Below are 17,881 nucleotides of genomic sequence, written 5' to 3' on the forward strand. Positions count from 1 at the left end.
GGTGCCTCAGTGCCCGACTTCTTCTTCGACGCCGTACAGCGTCGGTACGCCGACGGTGGCGACCTGGGTCCCGGCGGGCGGTCCGCTGGTCAGGTACGCCAGTCCGCCGGCCTGGCGCTGGACCGTGATCGCGTGCCGCAGGTAGACGTTGGGTTCGGGATTGGTGTAGACCCACCAGCCGCCCTCCGGATCCACGAACACCGCGGCGCCGGGCACGACGAGGAGGTTCGCCTGCCGGCGTACCGGGGTGGTCTGGATGGACAGCCTGCGGACTGCCTCCTGCTCGAGCACGACCTTCGGATGGTCACTGCCGGCCACGGTCTCCAGGTGGGCGGGCTCGTGCTCGATCTCGTAGGAGTCCGCGACCGTGCCGGCGCAGCCGGCGAGAACGGCCGTCAGGACGAGCACCGGCAGAGCGGAGCGCGGCCTCACGACGAGACCTCCCGCTCCCCCGCCTTCGCCGGCACCAGCTCCGGCTCCGATCGTTCGGTGGGTGGCCGCTCGTCGGCCCACAGGTCCGGCTCCGACGCGAACCCGAATCGCAGGTACAGCACCGGTACGACGAACAGCGTGACGACCGTCGTCGTCACCAGCCCGCCGAGCACGACCACCGCCATCGCGTGCACGATCTCGAACCCCGGGATGTTGCCCACCACAACGATCGGCACCAGCACGGCCGCGATCGCCAGCATGGTGACCAGCGTCGGCGCCAGCACGTCCCGGGTCCCCCGCACGACAGCGTCGGATCCGAACTCCGTCTCCTGCCGGTACCGGCGGATCAGCAGCACGATCACCCGGCTCGCGATCCCGAAGACACCGAGCAGCCCGGCCACCGACCCCAGCCCGAGCGTCCCGCCGGCGATCACCGCCGCCACCACCCCACCGCTCAGCGTCAGCGGTAGAGCCACGAAGGCGAGCAGCGCGAGCCGCCAACTTCCGAACGCCGCCTGGAGCAACAACAAGACGGTGATCGCCGCGGCCACCGACACCGCGAGCGTCCGCAGTTGCGCGGCCTGTTCCTCCTCGTACTCACCGAGCAGCTCGGCGTGGTACTCCAGCGGGAACTGCACCTGAGCCAGGTGTTCGCGGACGTCGCCGGCGACCGCGTCGAGGTCCCGTCCGCCCACGTCGGCAACGACATCGAGGTACGGCGCGACCGCCTCGTGCCGGATCGCCACCTGGTTCGGTACGACCCGGACGTCGGCCACGTCGCCGAGCCGGACGTGACCGCCGGCCGGCTTGTCGATCAGCAGGTTCTCCACCCCAGCCTCGTTCTGCCGGATCGCGGGCGTGCCCCACACGACCACGTCGAACACCTTCTGCTGCTCGAACAGGTTGCCGACCGTGATGCCGCCCATCAGCGCCGTCGCGGCGCGGCGTACGTCGCCGGGTTTCACGCCGGCGGCCTGAGCCCGGGCGAGGTCGACCTGCACCTGGATGGTCGGCTCGGTCAGCGCGCGGTCGACCGTGACGCCCGTGATGCCGTCGGTTCCCGCGATCCGTCCGCGCAGCTCCTCAGCCGTGCGATCCAGTTGAGCGGGGTCGTCGCCGTAGACGCGAACGACGAGGCCGTCGCGGCTGCGGTCGAGCACGTCGGTGACCCGCTCACCGGAGTACGTCAGCACCTCCGTCCGTACGCCGGTGATGCCGCGCGCGGTGTCCCGGATCGCGGCCAGGGTCGCGTCGTACTCGGCGTCGGCGCCGACGTTGACCCACACCTCGCCGGAGTTGACGTTGACGATCTGGTCGGAGGCGATCGCGCGTCCGACCTGACCGCCCGCGTTCTCGACCCCTGGCACGGATCGCAGGCTCTGGACCGCCTGCTCGGTGAGTTCGGTCATCTTGGGCAGCGACGTCCCGGGTGGCGCCTCGAGATGAACCAGTACGTCGCGTTCCTTGAGTGCCGGGCTCAGCGAGGCGTCCAGCAACGGCACCGCGGCCAGACCGACCAGCGCCACGACCGCCGCGACGACGAAGGCGGCCCGGGTGCGGCCGGCCAGCCTGGGCGCCCGGCGGTCGTACCCGTCGCTCAGCCGGCGGAAGACTCCGCCGCTCTTCGGCTCAGGGTGGTCACCGGACAACAGCATCGCCGCGACGACCGGCGTGAGCACGAGCGCCACGAGCATCGACGCCCCGACTGCGAGCAAGTACGACAACACCAGCGGGGGCAGGAAGGCGTCGCCGACCCCGGTCAGGAAGAACAGCGGCAGGGCGGCCGCCGCCACGATCAAAGCGGCGTACAGCAGGCCGCCGCGGGTCGCCGCCGCCGTGGTCGCCACGGTGTCGGCCGCATCCTCGTCTCCGCGCCGGGCGCGCAACCGCGCGGTGAGACCGTGCGCGTCGGTGATCGCGTCGTGCAGGATCACCGTCAGGCCCAGCACGAGACCGGCGACGACCATGAAGTTGACGGCGGTGTCGCGCAGGTACAGGACCACGGCCGCGACCGCGAGCGGAACCGGGATCGCGACCAGGGTGATCAGCGCGCGGCGCCAGTCCCGGAACAGCAGCAGCAGGACCAGCAACAACAGAATGCCCCCGGCAACCAGTGCCCACTGCAGGTCGGCGAACGACGACTCGACGAACGACGCCGGCCGGTAGAGCGATGTGTCGATCCGCAGCCCCCCGAGCCCCGGCTGCATCGCGGCCAGCGCGGCCTCGACGTTCTTGGTCACCTCAACGGTGTCGGCGCCGGGGAACTTCTCCACCACCAGCAGCAGGCAGCGTTCGCCGCCCGGGCAGATCGCGTCGCCGATCAGCGGCTGATGGTTCTCCACGATCTGTGCCACGTCGCCGAGGGTGCGCGCGGTGGCGCCGGCCGGCTGACCCTCGAGCGGGACGCGGGCCAGTTCCTGCGGGGTCGAGATGGACTGCTCGTGGAAGATGCCGAGCCGCTGGTTGACCGTGTCGATGAACCCCCCGGTCCCGGGCGACGACGCCTCCAGGAACGACAACGGCGACACCTCGAGCGCGTTGCCGGTGGTCCGGATCACCTGCGGCAGCGTGGCGCCCGTACTGCGCAACCGCTGCGGGTCCACCAGGACCTGCAACTGCCGGTCCCGGAATCCCCAGACGGTCACGTTGGCCACGCCCTGCACCGACATCAGCCGGGGCGTGATCACCCACCGGGCCAGGACCGACTGGTCGATCGGGGTGAGCGCGTCCGAGGACAGCTTGATCATCGACAGCCGGCTCGTCGACGACAACGGCTGGATCATCTGCGGCAGCTTGGACACGTGCGGAAGACCCGCCACAGCAGTTGCCTGGGACAACCGTTCCTGCACCACCTGGCGGGCGTCGAGCAGGTCGGTCCCCGGTTCGAACGTCATCACCACCGAGGACAGTCCGGGCAGCGACACCGACTCGATGGTGTCGAGAAAGGCAACCCCGGCCAGCAGATCCTGCTCCAGCGGGACCGTGATCATCTGCTCGACCTCTTCGGCCGACAACCCCAGTGCCTCGGTCTGGACCTCGACAGTGGTCGGGGTGAACTCCGGCAGCGCGTCGATCCGCGCCCGGCCCACTTGAACGACGCCGATGATCAGCACGCCGATGGCCAGCGCCACCACGAGCCGGCTGAACCTGATGCTCGATGCCACGATCCAACGCATGATCGTCGAGACCTCCCCCAGAGGAGGCAGCGCCGCAGGGCAGCACGACGCAGTACGCCGTCCAGCCGAACCCCGTGGCCACACCCCCTCGCTCGTCCCACGCGAACTGTGGCTCGACTCGCGTGGTCCCCTTCCTTCGGAGAGTAGGTCGGTGCGGAACCCGCGTCAACGCGCCGGTTCTCAGGACTTTCTCAGTTCCTCCGTGATCGGCAGCCTGAGCTGGAAGCGGGCCCCGCCGAGCGGTGAGTCGCCGACGTCGATCCGGCCGTCGTGAGCCCGGGTGATGTCGGCAACGATCGACAGCCCCAGTCCCGCACCGCCGTGGTCGCGGTCCCGGGCGGCATCGAGTCGGGTGAACCGTTCGAAGATCTCCTGGCGGCGCTCGGGTGGGATCCCAGGACCGTCGTCGTCGACGGTGAGCACCGCCTCTGCATCGGTGACGGTGACACCGACCCGGACCTGCCGGTCGGCGTGCGCGACCGCGTTGTCGATCAGGTTGCGCGCCGCCTGCTCCAGCAGCATCGGGTCGCCGAACACCTGGACCGGCCCGACGGCCCGGGTATCGAGCCGAATCGCGGGGTCGACGACCAGGCGAGCGCTGACCAGGTCGACCACATCGTCGAGATCGACGGCGGTCCTCGTTCGTCCCAACGTTCCCGCGTCGGCCCGTGCCAGCAGTAGCAACTGCTCGGCGAGCATCTGCATCCGCACGGTCTCGTCGAGCAGGTCGGCACTCACCTGGTCCCAGTGCACCGGCCGTTTGCTGTCCCGGGCCGTCTCCAGCTGGGTGCGCAGGCTGGCGATCGGACTGCGCAGCTCGTGAGCGGTGTCGGCCACGAACCGGCGCTGACGGTCCGCGCTGTCTTGCAGCCGGTCCAGCATCGCGTTCACCGTACGGGCCAGCCGGCCGAGCTCGTCGTGCTGCTCCGGTTCGAAGACCCGGCGGTCCAGGTGCTGGGCGGTGATCGCGTCGGCCTCGCGCCGGATCCGCTCGACCGGAGCAAGCGTTCGTCCCAGGACGGTCCACATCGCCACCGACAGCAAGACGACGAACACCGGGATCGCGGCCAGTCCCGCTTGACCGACCAGGGCCACCGTCTCGTCGATCTCCTCGATCGAGACGCCGACGTACACGGTGACCGGTTCCTCCGGAGTGATGATGCCGTGGGCAACGACATGGTAGGCGCCCGAGTCGGCCATCGGGATCCGGTCGACCTCGTGGACCACGGTGGTTCCCGGGGGCTGTGCGGGCAGGCTGAGCGGTGGTCCGCCGGCGATGTTGCGGCTCGCCGCCACCACCCGGCCGCCGGCGCCGACGACCTGGACGAGGTCGCTGTCGCGGACGGCCGGGTCGGGCGGCAGTTTCGCCGCGGCCGCGAGCGCGCCGAGGTCGCGGGCCCGTAGCCGGGCGGTGTCCACCGCGTCGCCGACCAGCATCATCCGCACGGTCGCCGCGAGCAGCAAGCCTCCGACGACCAGGACCGCCGCCGTGGCGGCCGCGGCGATCAGGACCATCCTGGTCCGCAGCGACGGCAGCCGTCGCCAGGCCGGCCGGGGCTCAGCCATCGATGGACTCCACCCTGCCCGGATCGTCGTCGCCGATCAGGTAGCCGTGTCCCCGCACGGTCCGGATGCTCCCGGTTCCGAACGGCTGGTCGATCTTGCGGCGCAGATAGCCGACGTACACCTCGACGACGTTCGGCTCGCGGTCGAAGTTCGCTCCCCAGACATGGTCGAGGATCTCCGCCTTCGAGCAAGTGCTGCCGGCCTTGCGCATCAGGTACTCCAGCAGCGAGAACTCCCGCCGGGTGAGCTCGATCGGCGTGGTCCCGCGGCGGACGGAACGCCGGGCCGGGTCGAGCACCAGATCGCCGACGACGAGGTCGACCGGCCGGGCGGGCGCGGTCCGCCGCAGCAGGGCGTTGAGCCGGGCGATCAGCACCCGGTACGAGAACGGTTTGCGCAGGTAGTCGTCGGCTCCGAAGTCCAGCCCACCGGCCTCGGCCTCGGCACCGCCTCGCGCGGTCAGGATCAGGATCGGCACCCAGCAGCCGTCGGCCCGCAGCTGCCGGCAGACCTGTTCACCGGACAGCACGGGCAACATCAGGTCGAGGACGACGCAGTCGTAGTCCTGCTCACGGGCTTTCCACAGGCCGGTTTCACCGTCGTGCGCCAGCTCGACGGTGAAACCGTGGTCCTCCAGGCCGTGCCCGATCGCGCGGGCGAGCCGGCGCTCGTCCTCGACCACCAGGATCCGCACGTCACCTCCCGATCGCGCTCACCGCAACGGCGCCGTCCGGCCGTAGACGTCCTTGCTGTGCCGGTAGGCGCTCCGCTCCAGTTTCAGTGCCTCGGCCCGCGCCTCGGCCCGGTCGGCCGCACTCATCATCCGGGCGCTGGTCAGCTCGAGGGTCTCCTTGGTCGGGTCGTTGCCGTAGAACCCCACCCGGACGTTGCCGACGCCCGGCGCGTAGTACTTCAGCTGGTGGGCGCCCGGCTCGTCCTGGCTGTACTCGTCGGTGACCAGGACGCCGGTGAAGCACCCGGCCGCGACACACGTGCGCTGGTTGGTGCGGTACGTCTTGGCCCGGTCCGACCAGCCGACCGCCGGTCCCCAGCCCTGCGAGTAGCTCGGTCCGCCGACGACCGGATTCGCCTTGACCGTGATTCCCGCCCTGGCGCCTTTCACGCCGTGGATCCAGGCCGGGCTCTCGACCAGTTTCCCTTCCTCGTACACCTCGGGGTACTGGCCGAAGTGCCACACGTCGCCGTTGTCGGCCTGCGCGAAGTACGCCAGTTCGGCCTCTTCGAGCACGCCGTCGCTGTAGTCGCGTTCCCAGACGGCCACGTTGCGGACGCCGTCGATGACCTTGGTCAGGTCCGTGACGATGAAGGTCACCGCATGTTTGATCACTTCACCGTCCTCGATCGTCTGGCCCCGGAACGTCATCCGCATCCCCGGCCGCAGCGGGAACCACTTGTTGGTGACGGCGGTGGAGCGGGTGAAGGCGGACCGGTCGTAACCAGGTTGCGGAACGAACTCGGTCGTCGGTTTCGGTGCGGGCGTCCGGGACGCCGGCGTGGTCGGCACCGAGGCCGTGGAGTCGTCCGGCGGCGACGCGCTGACGGGTGCGCTGGTGACCGGCGAAGTAGGCGGCGCGATCGTCGGCGAGGGTGCCTGCACGCCCGCCGGGTCATCGGAGCTGCAGGCCACCAGGGCCCCGGGACCGGCGAGGCCGGCCGTGAGCAACAGAACGTGTGTGATGCGAAGACGCCGCATCCGGATCCCTCCCCCATGCGGCACCGCGGTCGCAGGCCTGATGGCCTGTCCCCCAACCACGTGCCCTTGGTTGGAGTGTCGCGCGCCGGAGCCGCGACGAGAAGGGGTCCGGGCGAACTGCCGTGTTCGGTGCGATCGAGCTCTTGCCGATTCGGCACGGCTGTGCCCACCATGACAGAAGGCGCACGGAGCGCGTCGTACGGTCGTGCGGTGCGCCGGTCAGGGGGCGTTCATGGGGGACGTGGGAGTCGTCGCGTCCGGGCAGGGCGGCTGACCATGGCCGCCGGTCCGGCGCTCGAGGCGACGGGACTGCGTAAGAAGTACGGACGAGTCGTCGCGGTGGAGTCGCTCGATCTGGAGGTCGCCGCCGGAACCGTGCTGGGCTTTCTCGGCCCCAACGGTGCCGGCAAGACGACCGCCATCCGCATGCTCACCACGATCCTCCCCGCCGACAGTGGGTCGTTCACGGTCGCTGGTGTGCCGCACAGCCGGCCCGCGGAGATCCGTCGCCGGGTCGGGGTGCTGCCGGAAAGCGCCGGCTATCCGCCGGCCCAGTCCGGTGAGGAATGGCTGCGCTACCACGCCGAGCTGTTCGGGCACAGCCGCGCCGATGCCCGCGGTACGGCGCGCCGATTGCTGGCCGACGTCGGCCTGGCCGAGCGCGGGTCCACGCTGATCTCGGCGTACAGCAGGGGCATGAAGCAACGACTCGGGATCGCCCGGGCCCTCGTGAACGACCCGGACGTGGTGTTCCTCGACGAGCCCGCGCTCGGCCTGGACCCGATGGGCCAGGCGCAGGTGCTGGACCTGATCGGCGGGATCGCGCGCGAACGCGGGGCGACGGTACTGCTCAGCACCCACGTGCTGGCCGACGTCGAGCAGGTCTGCGACCGGGTGGTGATCCTGAACCGGGGCAAGATCGTTGCCGAGGGCACGGTCGCCGAGGTGGTCCGCAAGGCCGCGGCGGCCAGACACGGACGGGTTCGGGTACCGCCGGAGCAGGTCGATCGGGCGCTCGTCGCACTGGCCGGCACCGAGGTGATTGCTGATGGCAAGGGTCGTGGAGCGCTCGGAGAGCTCGAGCTGAGCCTGCCGGCCGGGGTCGAGGTGGAGACCGCGGCGACGACGGCGATCTCCAGCCTGATCGCGGCCGGCGTACCGGTGCTGGGATTCTCGCTGGAAGGCGGCCGCCTGAGCGACGCCTTCCTCGCCGTCACCGAGGAGGTCTGATGGCTGTCGACGCGAGCGGCGGAGCGGCGCGGGTGGAGGCGGGCGAGGGTCGGCCCGAAGCGCCGGCCGAGTACGGCGCGCGGCGCAGCCGTCCTGCTTGGCTGGTGGTGACCGGACGCGAGTTGCGCGACCTGTGGCTGGGCGGACGGGCGCTGGTGCTGCTGTTCGCCTACTCCGTCACGCTCAGCGTGACGACGTACCTGACCGCGACCAACGAGGCGCTCAACTTCCTCGAGCAGCGGGAAGCGGTCAGCCTCACCCTCCAGGTCGCCGTCGCGATCGGCGTCCTGCTCACGCTGCTGGCGGCTGCCGACGCGATCAGCGGCGAACGCGAACGCGGCAGCCTCGAGTCGTTGCTGCTGGCACCGATCCCGCGCTGGTCGCTCACCGTCGGGAAAGGACTGGCCGCGCTCTCGTTGTGGCTGGCCGCCTTCGTCGTGTCCGCGCCGTACGTCTGGTACCTCGGCCGCGGTGTGAACGTGGTGACCACGTCCCTGCTCAACGGCTTCCTGGTCGGCGGCCTGCTCGCGCTGGCGATGACCGGTCTGGGGCTGGTGATCAGCACCTTCGCGTCGTCGAACCGGGTCAGTCTCTCGGTGAGCGTGTTCGTGCTGCTCGCCTTGTTCGCGCCGACCCAGATGCCGTCGTCGGCGCAGCGCGGGTGGTTCGGTGACCTGCTGCTGCGGGTCGACCCGTTCACCGCGGCACTGCGCTACCTGGGCCGGACCATCATCAACGCACGCACGTTCGCCCAGGAAGGTCACTGGCTGATCGGGCCCGCGATCGTCGCCGGCGTCCTGGTCGTCGCCGCTGTGGCCGTATCGACGCGGCTACGACTGGGGACAGGAGGCCGGTGATGAAGGCGTACCTGCGGTTGACCGCCTCGGTGGCCGTCGTCCTGGCGACCGGCTCGGTCCCGCCCGCCGTCGAGGCGGATCCAGTGGTGGTCACGCTTGACCGGGCCGAGGCGAGCATCGGACTCGGCCAGACCCTGCGCTTCACCTCGCAGGTGCGCAATCCGGGTGAGCAGGACGCGGCCGGCGTCATCGCGCACCTCAACGTCTTCGCCACCGACCCGGGCGTCTACGTCGACCCCGAGGACTGGTCCGGCGAGCGCACGCAGTACCTCGAACCGATCGCCGGCGGCGAGGCGGAGACGCTCGAGTGGGAGCTGCAGGCGGTGAACTCCGGGCGATTCGTCGTGTACGTCGCGCTCAGCACCGACCAGGCCGCCGCACCGGTGACCTCGAGCAAGTCGCTGCAACTGAGTGTGGCCCAGGAACGCACCCTCGACACCGGTGGAGCCGCCCCGATCGCCGCCGGCGTCCCGGCGGCGGTCGCACTGTTGATGGGCGCGGCGATGTTGCGCCGACGGCGCCACCGCCCGCACGACAAGGCGCCGGCCGGCTGAGCCGGGCCGGCCTGTGATCGCCGGCTTCGTCTTCGATCGCCCCTGCCAGCGGCTCACTGTCAGCGCGTACCCGCTGGCCGGCTGTCCCGCGTACCCGCCCACTACCTGCTAGCGGGCGGGCCGAAAGTGCAGCCAGCAGGTCTACGCCGCGGGTCCGCGCGGAGTGATCTTGGAAGGCATGGGGACTTCGCAGATGGCATCCGCAGGGCAGCGCGGCCGGCCCGGGCTCAAGCGGGAAGTCGGCTTCATCGGACTGATCTGGGCCTCGGAAGGGTCGATCATCGGCTCCGGCTGGCTGTTCGGCGCGCAGGGCGCGCTCGCGACCGCCGGTCCCGCGGCGATCATCTCGTGGGCGATCGGCGGCGTCGCGATCCTGATCCTCGCGCTGGTGCACGCCGAACTGGGCGGGATGTATCCGGTCTCCGGGGGCACTGCCCGCTTCCCGCACTATGCGTTCGGCGGTGCCGCGGGAGCCTCGTTCGGCTGGTTCTCCTGGCTTCAGGCCGCCACGGTGGCACCGATCGAGGTGCTGGCGATGATCACCTACGGCCAGCACTACTCCTGGGCCCACGGCTGGCTGAAGACCACCGGCGGTCAGGACGTGCTGACCGCCTCGGGCATCGCGGTCGCGGTGGTGCTGATGGCCGTGATCACCACCGTCAACTTCCTCAGCATCCGGCTGCTGACCCGTACCAACAGCACGGCGACGTGGTGGAAGGTCGGCATCCCGCTGCTGACCATCTTCGTGCTCGCGGTGGCGCAGTTCCACGTCGGCAACTTCACCGCCGCCGACGGCTTCGACCCGTACGGTGCCAAGGGCATCCTGTCCGCGGTCTCGTCCAGCGGCATCATCTTCGCGCTGCTCGGCTTCGAGCAGGCCGACCAGCTCGCGGGCGAGAGCACTGATCCGAAACGAGACATACCGCGCGCGGTGATCGGCTCGATCGTGATCGGCGCGATCATCTACCTGCTGCTCCAGGTCGTGTTCATCGCCGCCCTGCCCGCCGAACTGATCCACGGCACCTGGGCCACCGCCGCCTTCAGCACGCTCACCGGACCGTTCGCCCAGGTCGCGACGCTGGTCAGCCTGGGCTGGCTGGCGGCGATCCTGTACCTCGACGCGATCGTCTCCCCCGCCGGCACCGGCCTGATCTACATCACCGGCAGCTCGCGCGTCGCGTACGGACTCAGCCGCAACGGCTACGTGCCCGCGGCCTTCGAGCGGACCACCCGCGAAGGAGTGCCCTGGGCCGGACTCATCGCCGCCTTCGTCATCGGCTGCATCTGCTTCCTGCCCTTCCCGAGCTGGCGCTCGCTCGTCGGCCTGATCACCAGTGCCAGCGTCCTGATGTACGCCGGTGCGCCGCTGGCCTTCGGAGTCTTCCGCCGCCGGCTGCCCGACGCCGAGCGCCCGTACCGGCTGCCCGGCGGGTCCTGGATGTCGCCGCTGGCGTTCGTTGTGGCCAACCTGCTGATCCTGTGGTCGGGCTGGACCACCGACTGGAAGCTCGGCGTCGCGATCCTGCTCGGCTACGTCGTCCTGATCGGCAACCGGGTCTTCAAGCTGAACCCGGTCACGCCGGAGCTCGACCTGCGGGCGGCGCAGTGGTTGCCGGCGTACCTGGTCGGCATGGGCCTGATCGTCTACCTGAGCGACTTCGGCCCGTTGACGCACCCGTGGTTCCCGCTGTGGTGGGACATGGTCGTCGTCGCGGCCTTCAGCCTCGTCATCTACTTCTGGGCCATCGCCGTCGCCCTACCCACCGACCGGATCGAGCAGATGATCAACCAGGTCGTCGTACCGGAAGAGTCCGGCCTGCAGTGATCCCCCACTGGCAGCCGGCTAGGACATCAGGAGGCAGACGATGGGTGAACGGGTAGATGCACTGCGCGCGGCGCGTCGACGGGCGGCTCGGCGGCGCCGCATCGTCCGGGTAGTGGCCTGGGTGGGCATGGCCGGCGTTCTGGCCGGTGGCTTGACGGCAGCGGCTCTCACCCTGGCCGGCAAAGGCAACCGGGCGGCCGCCACGGCGACAGGGCCGGCGTCCCCGGCGACAGGGCCGGCATCGCCTGCGCTCCCGGCAACGGGTCCGGAAGGCATCGCGCTGGAGGACGGAACGCCGCTCGCACCGGCGAGCACCTCGGCGACCGGCCGAACCATCGACGGCATCAGTTGCTCCGCGAGCGAACAGGTCGCGTACCACATCCACACGCACCTGGCCGTGTACGTGAACGGCTCCCTTCGGCCGATCCCCGCCGGGGTCGGCTTGGTCTCACCGGTGGCCGAGCAGACGGCGGACGGACCGTTCGACTCCGCGACGACGTGCTACTACTGGCTTCACGTCCACAGTCAGGACGGCATCATCCACGTCGAGTCCCCCAGCCAACGCAAGTACACGCTCGGTCAGTTCTTCGCACTCTGGCAGCAACCCCTCACTGCCGATCAGGTCGGACCTGCCCGAGGACCGCTGACGGTGTTCGTGAATGGCCGGCGGTACGCCGGACCACCGAGCGAGATCACGCTGCTGCCACACGAAGACATCCAGATCGACGTCGGCACTCCGACGGTCGCGCCGCAACAAGTCGACTGGTCGAAGTCGCAACTGTGAGCTGTCCGGCGGAGCCGGAGGCCGTCGGAGTCAGGCCGCCGCGTTCGTGCCGGGCCGGTTGGTCAGGACCGGTGCCGGCGGACGAGGACCGTTGCCGCGACCGCGATGACGAGCACCGCTGTGATGATGGTGCCGGCGAGGCCGATGCGGGTCTCGACTTGCCGGTACGACGCGCCGGCGGCGTACCCGGCGGCGGCCATGGTGACGGCCCAGGTGGAGCCGCCCACGACATTGGCGACGGTGAATCGCGACCGGCTCATCCCGCTCATCCCGGCGGCTCCCGGCACCAGCACCCGCAGCGCGGCGGCCCATCGGCCGAGGACGACGGCGGCGGCGCCCCGTCGCCGGATCAGGTCGAGAGCGCGAGCAACCTCTCGCGGACGCTGCAGGCGGCGAGGTAGGCGGTCCAGCAGGCGCCGCCCGTACCGACGACCGACGGCGAACCCGAGCTGATCCCCGCAGCACGCCCCGGCCGCGGCTGCCACCATCACCGCCCACAGAGGTACGGCGCCACCGTTGGCGGCCACGCCGCCGATCACCACCACTGTCTCGCCGGGGATCACCAGGCCGACGAAGGTGGATGCCTCCAGCGCCGGCAGGGTGAAGACAGTCGCCAGGACCCACCACGGCGACAGGCCGAGAAGCAGGTCCACAACGGTTTGCATCGGCGATCGCCTCCACTTCGACCGTACCGCCCTCCTCCCAACGGGCACCGGCTCCCTCGAAGGTAGTTGCTGTTGACAACATCCGCCGTACCGGCCAGCAGGGATCGAGGATTCCGGCCAGCGGCGATCCGCACCGGCGTCCGCCGCCCTAGCGTGGACCGCGACGACGGCGACCTGATTCCGTGGTCGTCGGCGGTGACGATCAGGAGGAGTCGAGATGCGTCGGACATCGGCCGAGCGGTTACCGCGTCGGGCGAGTCACCGGATCGTCGCTGCCGTGCTGGGGCCGCTCGAGCCCGGCACCACCGTCGTGCTCCGCGGCGACGATCGCCGGGCCGCCGGAACCGAGACCGTCCTCGTTGTCGGAATCGGCATCGGCCTCGCCGCCGCGAGATCAGTGATCAGTCTCGCCGCCGACCTCACCGCACCCGGCGGACTGCCGGCGCAATCGGCCACCCTGAACGGATCTCTGGCACCCGGCCGCCCATGGATCGACCTCGGGTTTCAACTGGTCTTCATCGCCTCGTTGCTGCTCCCGGCCTTGCTGGCGGTGCAGTTGGCGCACCGCTCCGCAGGCGGAGTCCGCGCGCTCGGACTGCGGTGGTCGACTTGGCGACGGGACGCCGCCCTCGGGCTCGGCATCGCGGCGACAATCGGCGGACTCGGTCTCGGCTGCTACCTGCTCTCGTACGCCGCGGGCTTCAGCGTCACCGTCGTCCCCGCCGACCTCCCCGACGTCTGGTGGCGCAGCGGTGTCCTTGCTCTGTCGGCGGCCGCCAACGCGACCCTGGAGGAGGTCGTCCTGGTCGGCTTCCTACTGCACAGGTGCCGACAGCTCGGCTGGTCGGACCGCCGCGCGGCGGCACTCAGCGCAGGACTCCGCGGCTCGTACCACCTCTACCAGGGTCTGGCCGGCGGGCTCGGCAATCTCGTCATGGGTTACCTGTTCGCCCGGTACTACCAGCGCAACACCTCGATCGTGCCGCTGGTGGTCGCCCACACCGCCATCGACCTCACCGCGTTCTTCGGCTACGCCCTCCTGGCCGGCAAGGTCGGCTGGTTGCCGGCGATGCGCTCCTGAACGTCGGATTCCGACGACATCGATTGCTCGAAGCCTCACACTCGAGCCAGGCATGCACCAAGTACTCGCCCGGCAACCAGGAGGCTGACCCAATGGTTGAGCAGCAGATCAACCCGTACGACCAGCAGACGCTCGACCACCTCGCTGCCGCCGGCGTCGACTCGGCCCTGATCGAGCGGGTGCAGCGTCTGGCAAAGGACGCCGCAGCCTGGCGGGCGCGGGCCACCGAACAGCGGGTATCCCCCGAGGACGTAGTGATACCGCCGCCGCACTGCATCCACGACACCGGCAGTACGCAGTACTGGATCTGGCCGTTCCACATCGGCGACTGACGCTTTCGGGTCACCAACAAGGAGAAGCGTGGGTCGCACTACGCCTACGACGTACACATCTGGTGGGGCGACAGTGGATGGTTGTTCGTCGTCCAGGTCGACGCCGGCTCCCCTGACGAGGACGGCTTCTCGGAGGCCCTTCAGGTCGCCAAGACGATCCTCTTCGCACCGCCCGCAAGGGAAGACAGGTCATGAGCGCGACGGTGGCGAATACCCTCGCTCGGGTCCGCTCGTCAGCGGTAGTGTCCAGGCCCTAGGTGGAGCGAAGTACGACCGCCGACGACGGCTCAGGTCCGCGAAGCCTTCGGTATCGAGCTCGGCAACGGAGAACGACACCGAGGCGATCGCTTGGGCGATGCGTGCGGTGCACGACATCGCAGACCTTGTCCTCCCCCGGGCCGAGATCGACGAGTGGTGCATCGAGGCACTGCGCGACAGGTACGACCACCCTTGGCTCGCCGGTCGCAGCGACGAGGTGATGGCCAACGTCGACCGGCTCGAAGCGGTGATCGAACGGGCGCGCGCGATCGACGTTCCCCATGTCGTGTGCCACCACGACCTGTTCCCTCACAACGTCCTCGTCGACCGTGACGGTCGCGTCGCGGCGCTGGTCGACTGGGGTACCGCGCTGCTGGCGCCGCGCGAGCACGACCTGTTCGTCGCCCTGTGCGAGCCCGGCACCGTGCGCTTCCTGCAGGCGTACGGCGCGGAGCGACTCGACCTCACCCACCTCGAGTACGCCCGGCTCGCCCGCTCGCTGCGCGACCTCGCGGTTCGCATCCGCGACGAGGTCGACCTGCAAGGCATCAACACCTGGGGCTTCGACGGATTGCGCCGGGTGGACGCCGACCTCGTGCTCGCCCGACCGTTCTGTGACGTTTGAAAGATCCCGGCCGAGTCCTTCAGGGAAGATCCGACCGTTGGTCAGTCGATGCCCTCGACGATGCGGAAGTCGCGCTCGACGCCGTCGGCCAGGGCGGCCAGCGCTTCCTGATAGGCCGCACTCTCGTGCGCCGCGACGGCCTGTTCGAAGCTGTCGAACTCGATCACGACGGTGCGCTCGGCGATTCCGGCCTCGTGCGCCACGACTCGACTGCCTCGGGTGAGGATCCGACCGCCCCCGGCCTTCACGGCCGATGGGGCCAGCTCGTTGTAAGCGGCCAGTTTCTCGGGGTCCGAGATGGTGCGGTAGACGCTGACCCAGTAGCCCTTGGGCATGGAACCTCCAGTGGTGGGATGAGTGCTTCTGACTTACGGAGTGGTCTCGGACGAGCGCCGGCGGGCGAGAGCGAGGCTTGTCAGCGTCGTGATCGCCATGGCGCCGATGCCGACCAGCGCCGCGGTGGTGTAGGCGCCGTCGTCGGGGAAGAGCTGGCCGGGACCGGTGCCCGCGGCAAGGACCAGGCCGCCGATGGCGCTGCCCAGGGAGTACCCGACGCTGCGGACGACGTAGTTGAAACTCATGGCGCTCGACGTCTCGCTCTTGCGGGTGACGGCCAGGATGACACCGGGCATCGCGGCCGAGAAGCCGCCGACGCCGAAGCCGAGCACGCCCATCGCCGCGAACAGTTCGGCCGGGTTCGACCGGGCCGCCGCGAACAGGGCGAACCCGCCACCGACCACGACGGCGCTCCCGGCCAGGAGCAGGGGGTCGGCGATCCGCGTCCGGACCCGCGGCGTCAGCTTGCCGGCGACGAACCCCAACACCGAGAACGGGATGAGGACCAGCCCGGCGACGAAGGTCGTCAGCCCGAAACCGTATCCGGCGCCGTACGGCGTCTGCGCGTACCGGGTGATGAGCGTGAGCAGGAGGTACATGCCGATCCCGCCGACGAACATGGCGAGGTTCGCCCCGGCGACCGCCGGGTGGCGCACCGCCCGAACATCGACCAGCGGCGTCGTACTGCGCAGCTCGATGACGGCCCAGACGCAGAGCAGCACCACCGCGACGACGGCGAGGCCCGCCGCCACGGCGAGGTGCCGGCTCCACAGATTCCGTTCGCCGGCGAGCAACAACACCAGGACGAGCGCAGCGGCCAAGACCACCGCGCCTACGACGTCCACTTGGGCGGAGCGGCCTTCGGGGGCTTTGGGCATGGAGCGCCATGCGGTCATCAGGGCGGCGGCGGTGACGACCAGGCCGAGGCCGTAGGCGGCCCGCACCCCACCGAGCTCGGCGAGCAGTGCGGCCAGTGGGTAGCCGACGCCGGCCCCGATGATCGAGACCACCGAGATCAGTGCGATCACGGCCGCGCTGCGCTCCTCGCGGAGGTGGTCCCGGGCCACGCCCATCATCAGTGCCGTCAGCCCGAGCCCGACGCCCTGGGCCGCCCTGCCGATCAGCAGCCACGCGAACGGCAACGGCAGCACGGTGAGCGCGCTGCCGGCGACGACGACCGCCAGCGTGGTGAGGATCGTGGCCCGCCGGTGCGGGCCGGCTCCGAGCCGGCCCAGGACAGGCGTGGCGACGGCGCCGCTGAGCAGCGCGATGGTCAGCGTCCACTGCGCGCTGCCGAGCGAGACGTGGAACGAGGTCGCCACGCTGGTGATGAGCGGCGTCCCGAGGCTGGCGACCGCCGCCACGACCAGAGCGATGAACATCAGGGCGGGGACCAGCAGCCGCGCCTCGGAACTCGCCGCCGGGAACGCCTTCGCCGCGCCCCCGCCGACCGGCGGCCCGGTCACTGCTTCGGCCCTTCGCCGTCCTGGTTTTCGAGCTCTGCCAGATGCTTCAGCGCCGGAAGGGCCGCCACCAGCGCCTCGACCTCGTCACCGGTGAGCTCGCCGATCAACCGGGCGTACGCGTCGACGCCCGCCTGGCGTCGCGTCCGGACATAGGAGGCGCCGGCCTCGGTCAGGCACACCAGCGTGACCCGCTTGTCGGACGCGTCGCCCCGCCGCTCGACCAGGCCGGACTCCTCCATCACCCGGACCAGGGTGGTCATCGCGGGCTGGGTCACGCCCTCGACCGCGGCCAGATCCGTGATGCGCCGCGGGCCGGTCCGATCCAGGGTGGCCAGGGTGGCGGCGGACGTCAGGCTCATGTCCCGGGGCAGGCGTCTCACGGCCCTGACGGCCAGGCCGTAGAGGGCTGCCCCGATGGCGGCGGACGCGTCAGGAGCGGTGGCTCGACGACTCATGCTGGAAGCATAGCACTTTTATATTCAGAGTTTATGGAAATGGTCGAGCCGAGTCAGCCCGTACGACGCTCGGCCGTCGCCCGCCGAGTCGAGTCGGAGCACCCGGTACTCGCGATGGCCGGGGTTCTTCACCACGGCGGTGTACTTGCCGTTGGCATCGGTCTTCGTGGAGCCGACCGTGGTCCACGCCGCCGTCGGCGACGTACGCTGCTGGATGACCACCGGCTGGTTCGGCACCGGCCCGGTGATCTCCTCGCAGATCGGCGGACGGCCTTGCTGGCGCAGGGTCGTTCCGGTCATCACACCGGTCAGCGTGGTCGTTTCGCCCTACTTGGTCGCGCTCGGCCCGGCGATCGTGATGCTCTTGGTCGTTTCGCCCCGAGGAATCGGGCCGAAGGTCGTCCCCCACTCGTTGCGGACCTCGATGTGCACGTTGTACGGCTTGGCTGGCCGCCGCGGTCTGCCCACCCAACACGGCCACCAGCGCCGCCGTCCGCCCGTCGAGCCCGGGACCCACCAACTGGA

19 protein-coding genes are annotated in these 17,881 nt (G+C 70.3%); 8 read left to right on the plus strand and 11 right to left on the minus strand.

Annotated features, from left to right (window positions below; all coding sequences use genetic code 11):
• Positions 1 to 6: 6 nt before the first annotated feature.
• The 5 genes from ACQPXM_RS24420 to ACQPXM_RS24440 form a co-directional block, all read right to left on the minus strand.
• On the minus strand, positions 7 to 432 hold the full coding sequence (locus tag ACQPXM_RS24420; protein WP_432937123.1) for a hypothetical protein: 426 nt from the start codon (positions 430 to 432) through the stop codon (positions 7 to 9).
• Complete coding sequence (locus ACQPXM_RS24425; protein WP_432937126.1) at positions 429 to 3,608, minus strand: efflux RND transporter permease subunit; 3,180 nt, start codon at positions 3,606 to 3,608, stop codon at positions 429 to 431. Before ACQPXM_RS24425 ends, ACQPXM_RS24420 begins: the two co-directional genes overlap by 4 nt.
• A gap of 180 nt (positions 3,609 to 3,788) precedes the next feature.
• Complete coding sequence (locus ACQPXM_RS24430; protein WP_432937128.1) at positions 3,789 to 5,174, minus strand: sensor histidine kinase; 1,386 nt, start codon at positions 5,172 to 5,174, stop codon at positions 3,789 to 3,791.
• Positions 5,167 to 5,868: a response regulator transcription factor gene (locus ACQPXM_RS24435; RefSeq protein WP_432937131.1), complete on the minus strand. Its 702-nt coding sequence runs from the start codon at positions 5,866 to 5,868 to the stop codon at positions 5,167 to 5,169. Before ACQPXM_RS24435 ends, ACQPXM_RS24430 begins: the two co-directional genes overlap by 8 nt.
• Positions 5,869 to 5,886: 18 nt before the next feature.
• On the minus strand, positions 5,887 to 6,888 hold the full coding sequence (locus ACQPXM_RS24440) for a hypothetical protein (RefSeq protein WP_432937134.1): 1,002 nt from the start codon (positions 6,886 to 6,888) through the stop codon (positions 5,887 to 5,889).
• A gap of 276 nt (positions 6,889 to 7,164) precedes the next feature.
• Between ACQPXM_RS24440 and ACQPXM_RS24445 the strand changes: the two genes are divergently transcribed.
• From ACQPXM_RS24445 to ACQPXM_RS24465, 5 genes are all read left to right on the plus strand, one after another.
• On the plus strand, positions 7,165 to 8,118 hold the full coding sequence (locus ACQPXM_RS24445) for an ABC transporter ATP-binding protein (RefSeq protein WP_432937137.1): 954 nt from the start codon (positions 7,165 to 7,167) through the stop codon (positions 8,116 to 8,118).
• Positions 8,118 to 8,975, plus strand: coding sequence for an ABC transporter permease (locus ACQPXM_RS24450; protein WP_432937139.1), 858 nt, complete (start codon positions 8,118 to 8,120; stop codon positions 8,973 to 8,975). The genes ACQPXM_RS24445 and ACQPXM_RS24450 overlap by 1 nt, the downstream gene beginning before the upstream one ends.
• Entirely contained in the window at positions 8,975 to 9,529 is a 555-nt protein-coding gene (locus ACQPXM_RS24455; protein ID WP_432937142.1) for a hypothetical protein, read from the plus strand. Before ACQPXM_RS24450 ends, ACQPXM_RS24455 begins: the two co-directional genes overlap by 1 nt.
• A gap of 193 nt (positions 9,530 to 9,722) precedes the next feature.
• Positions 9,723 to 11,354, plus strand: a complete 1,632-nt coding sequence (locus tag ACQPXM_RS24460; RefSeq protein WP_432937144.1) for an APC family permease — start codon at positions 9,723 to 9,725, stop codon at positions 11,352 to 11,354.
• A gap of 40 nt (positions 11,355 to 11,394) precedes the next feature.
• A complete protein-coding gene (locus ACQPXM_RS24465; RefSeq protein WP_432937147.1) occupies positions 11,395 to 12,138 on the plus strand; it encodes a hypothetical protein in 744 nt (247 codons plus the stop codon).
• A gap of 62 nt (positions 12,139 to 12,200) precedes the next feature.
• On the opposite strand, the gene ACQPXM_RS24470 is transcribed toward ACQPXM_RS24465, so the two are convergent.
• On the minus strand, positions 12,201 to 12,803 hold the full coding sequence (locus tag ACQPXM_RS24470) for a DedA family protein (protein WP_432937149.1): 603 nt from the start codon (positions 12,801 to 12,803) through the stop codon (positions 12,201 to 12,203).
• Between the two features lie 217 nt (positions 12,804 to 13,020).
• On the opposite strand from ACQPXM_RS24470, the gene ACQPXM_RS24475 reads away from it, so the two are divergent.
• The 3 genes from ACQPXM_RS24475 to ACQPXM_RS24485 all read left to right on the plus strand — a co-directional run bounded on the left by ACQPXM_RS24475 (position 13,021) and on the right by ACQPXM_RS24485 (position 15,099).
• Positions 13,021 to 13,884, plus strand: coding sequence for a CPBP family intramembrane glutamic endopeptidase (locus ACQPXM_RS24475; protein WP_432937152.1), 864 nt, complete (start codon positions 13,021 to 13,023; stop codon positions 13,882 to 13,884).
• 92 nt (positions 13,885 to 13,976) lie between these two features.
• Complete coding sequence (locus ACQPXM_RS24480) at positions 13,977 to 14,216, plus strand: hypothetical protein (protein WP_432937154.1); 240 nt, start codon at positions 13,977 to 13,979, stop codon at positions 14,214 to 14,216.
• A 355-nt stretch (positions 14,217 to 14,571) separates the two neighbouring features.
• On the plus strand, positions 14,572 to 15,099 hold the full coding sequence (locus ACQPXM_RS24485) for a phosphotransferase family protein (RefSeq protein WP_432937156.1): 528 nt from the start codon (positions 14,572 to 14,574) through the stop codon (positions 15,097 to 15,099).
• A gap of 41 nt (positions 15,100 to 15,140) precedes the next feature.
• Here the strand turns inward: ACQPXM_RS24485 and ACQPXM_RS24490 are convergent, their stop codons facing one another.
• The 5 genes from ACQPXM_RS24490 to ACQPXM_RS24510 are packed head-to-tail and all read right to left on the minus strand — an operon-like array spanning position 15,141 to position 17,824.
• Complete coding sequence (locus ACQPXM_RS24490) at positions 15,141 to 15,434, minus strand: DUF1330 domain-containing protein (RefSeq protein WP_432937158.1); 294 nt, start codon at positions 15,432 to 15,434, stop codon at positions 15,141 to 15,143.
• 33 nt (positions 15,435 to 15,467) lie between these two features.
• Positions 15,468 to 16,901, minus strand: coding sequence for an MFS transporter (locus ACQPXM_RS24495; protein WP_432937160.1), 1,434 nt, complete (start codon positions 16,899 to 16,901; stop codon positions 15,468 to 15,470).
• On the minus strand, positions 16,898 to 17,356 hold the full coding sequence (locus tag ACQPXM_RS24500; protein ID WP_432937163.1) for a MarR family winged helix-turn-helix transcriptional regulator: 459 nt from the start codon (positions 17,354 to 17,356) through the stop codon (positions 16,898 to 16,900). The genes ACQPXM_RS24495 and ACQPXM_RS24500 overlap by 4 nt, the downstream gene beginning before the upstream one ends.
• 24 nt (positions 17,357 to 17,380) lie before the next feature.
• Complete coding sequence (locus ACQPXM_RS24505) at positions 17,381 to 17,656, minus strand: hypothetical protein (protein WP_432937165.1); 276 nt, start codon at positions 17,654 to 17,656, stop codon at positions 17,381 to 17,383.
• Positions 17,657 to 17,683: 27 nt separating this feature from the next.
• Positions 17,684 to 17,824 carry a hypothetical protein gene (locus tag ACQPXM_RS24510; protein WP_432937168.1) on the minus strand — a complete coding sequence of 47 codons (141 nt, stop codon included), beginning with the start codon at positions 17,822 to 17,824 and terminating at the stop codon, positions 17,684 to 17,686.
• Between the last annotated feature and the right edge of the window lie 57 nt (positions 17,825 to 17,881).

It is taken from the genome of Kribbella sp. CA-253562, assembly GCF_050942265.1.
In the GTDB taxonomy this organism is placed as follows: domain Bacteria; phylum Actinomycetota; class Actinomycetes; order Propionibacteriales; family Kribbellaceae; genus Kribbella.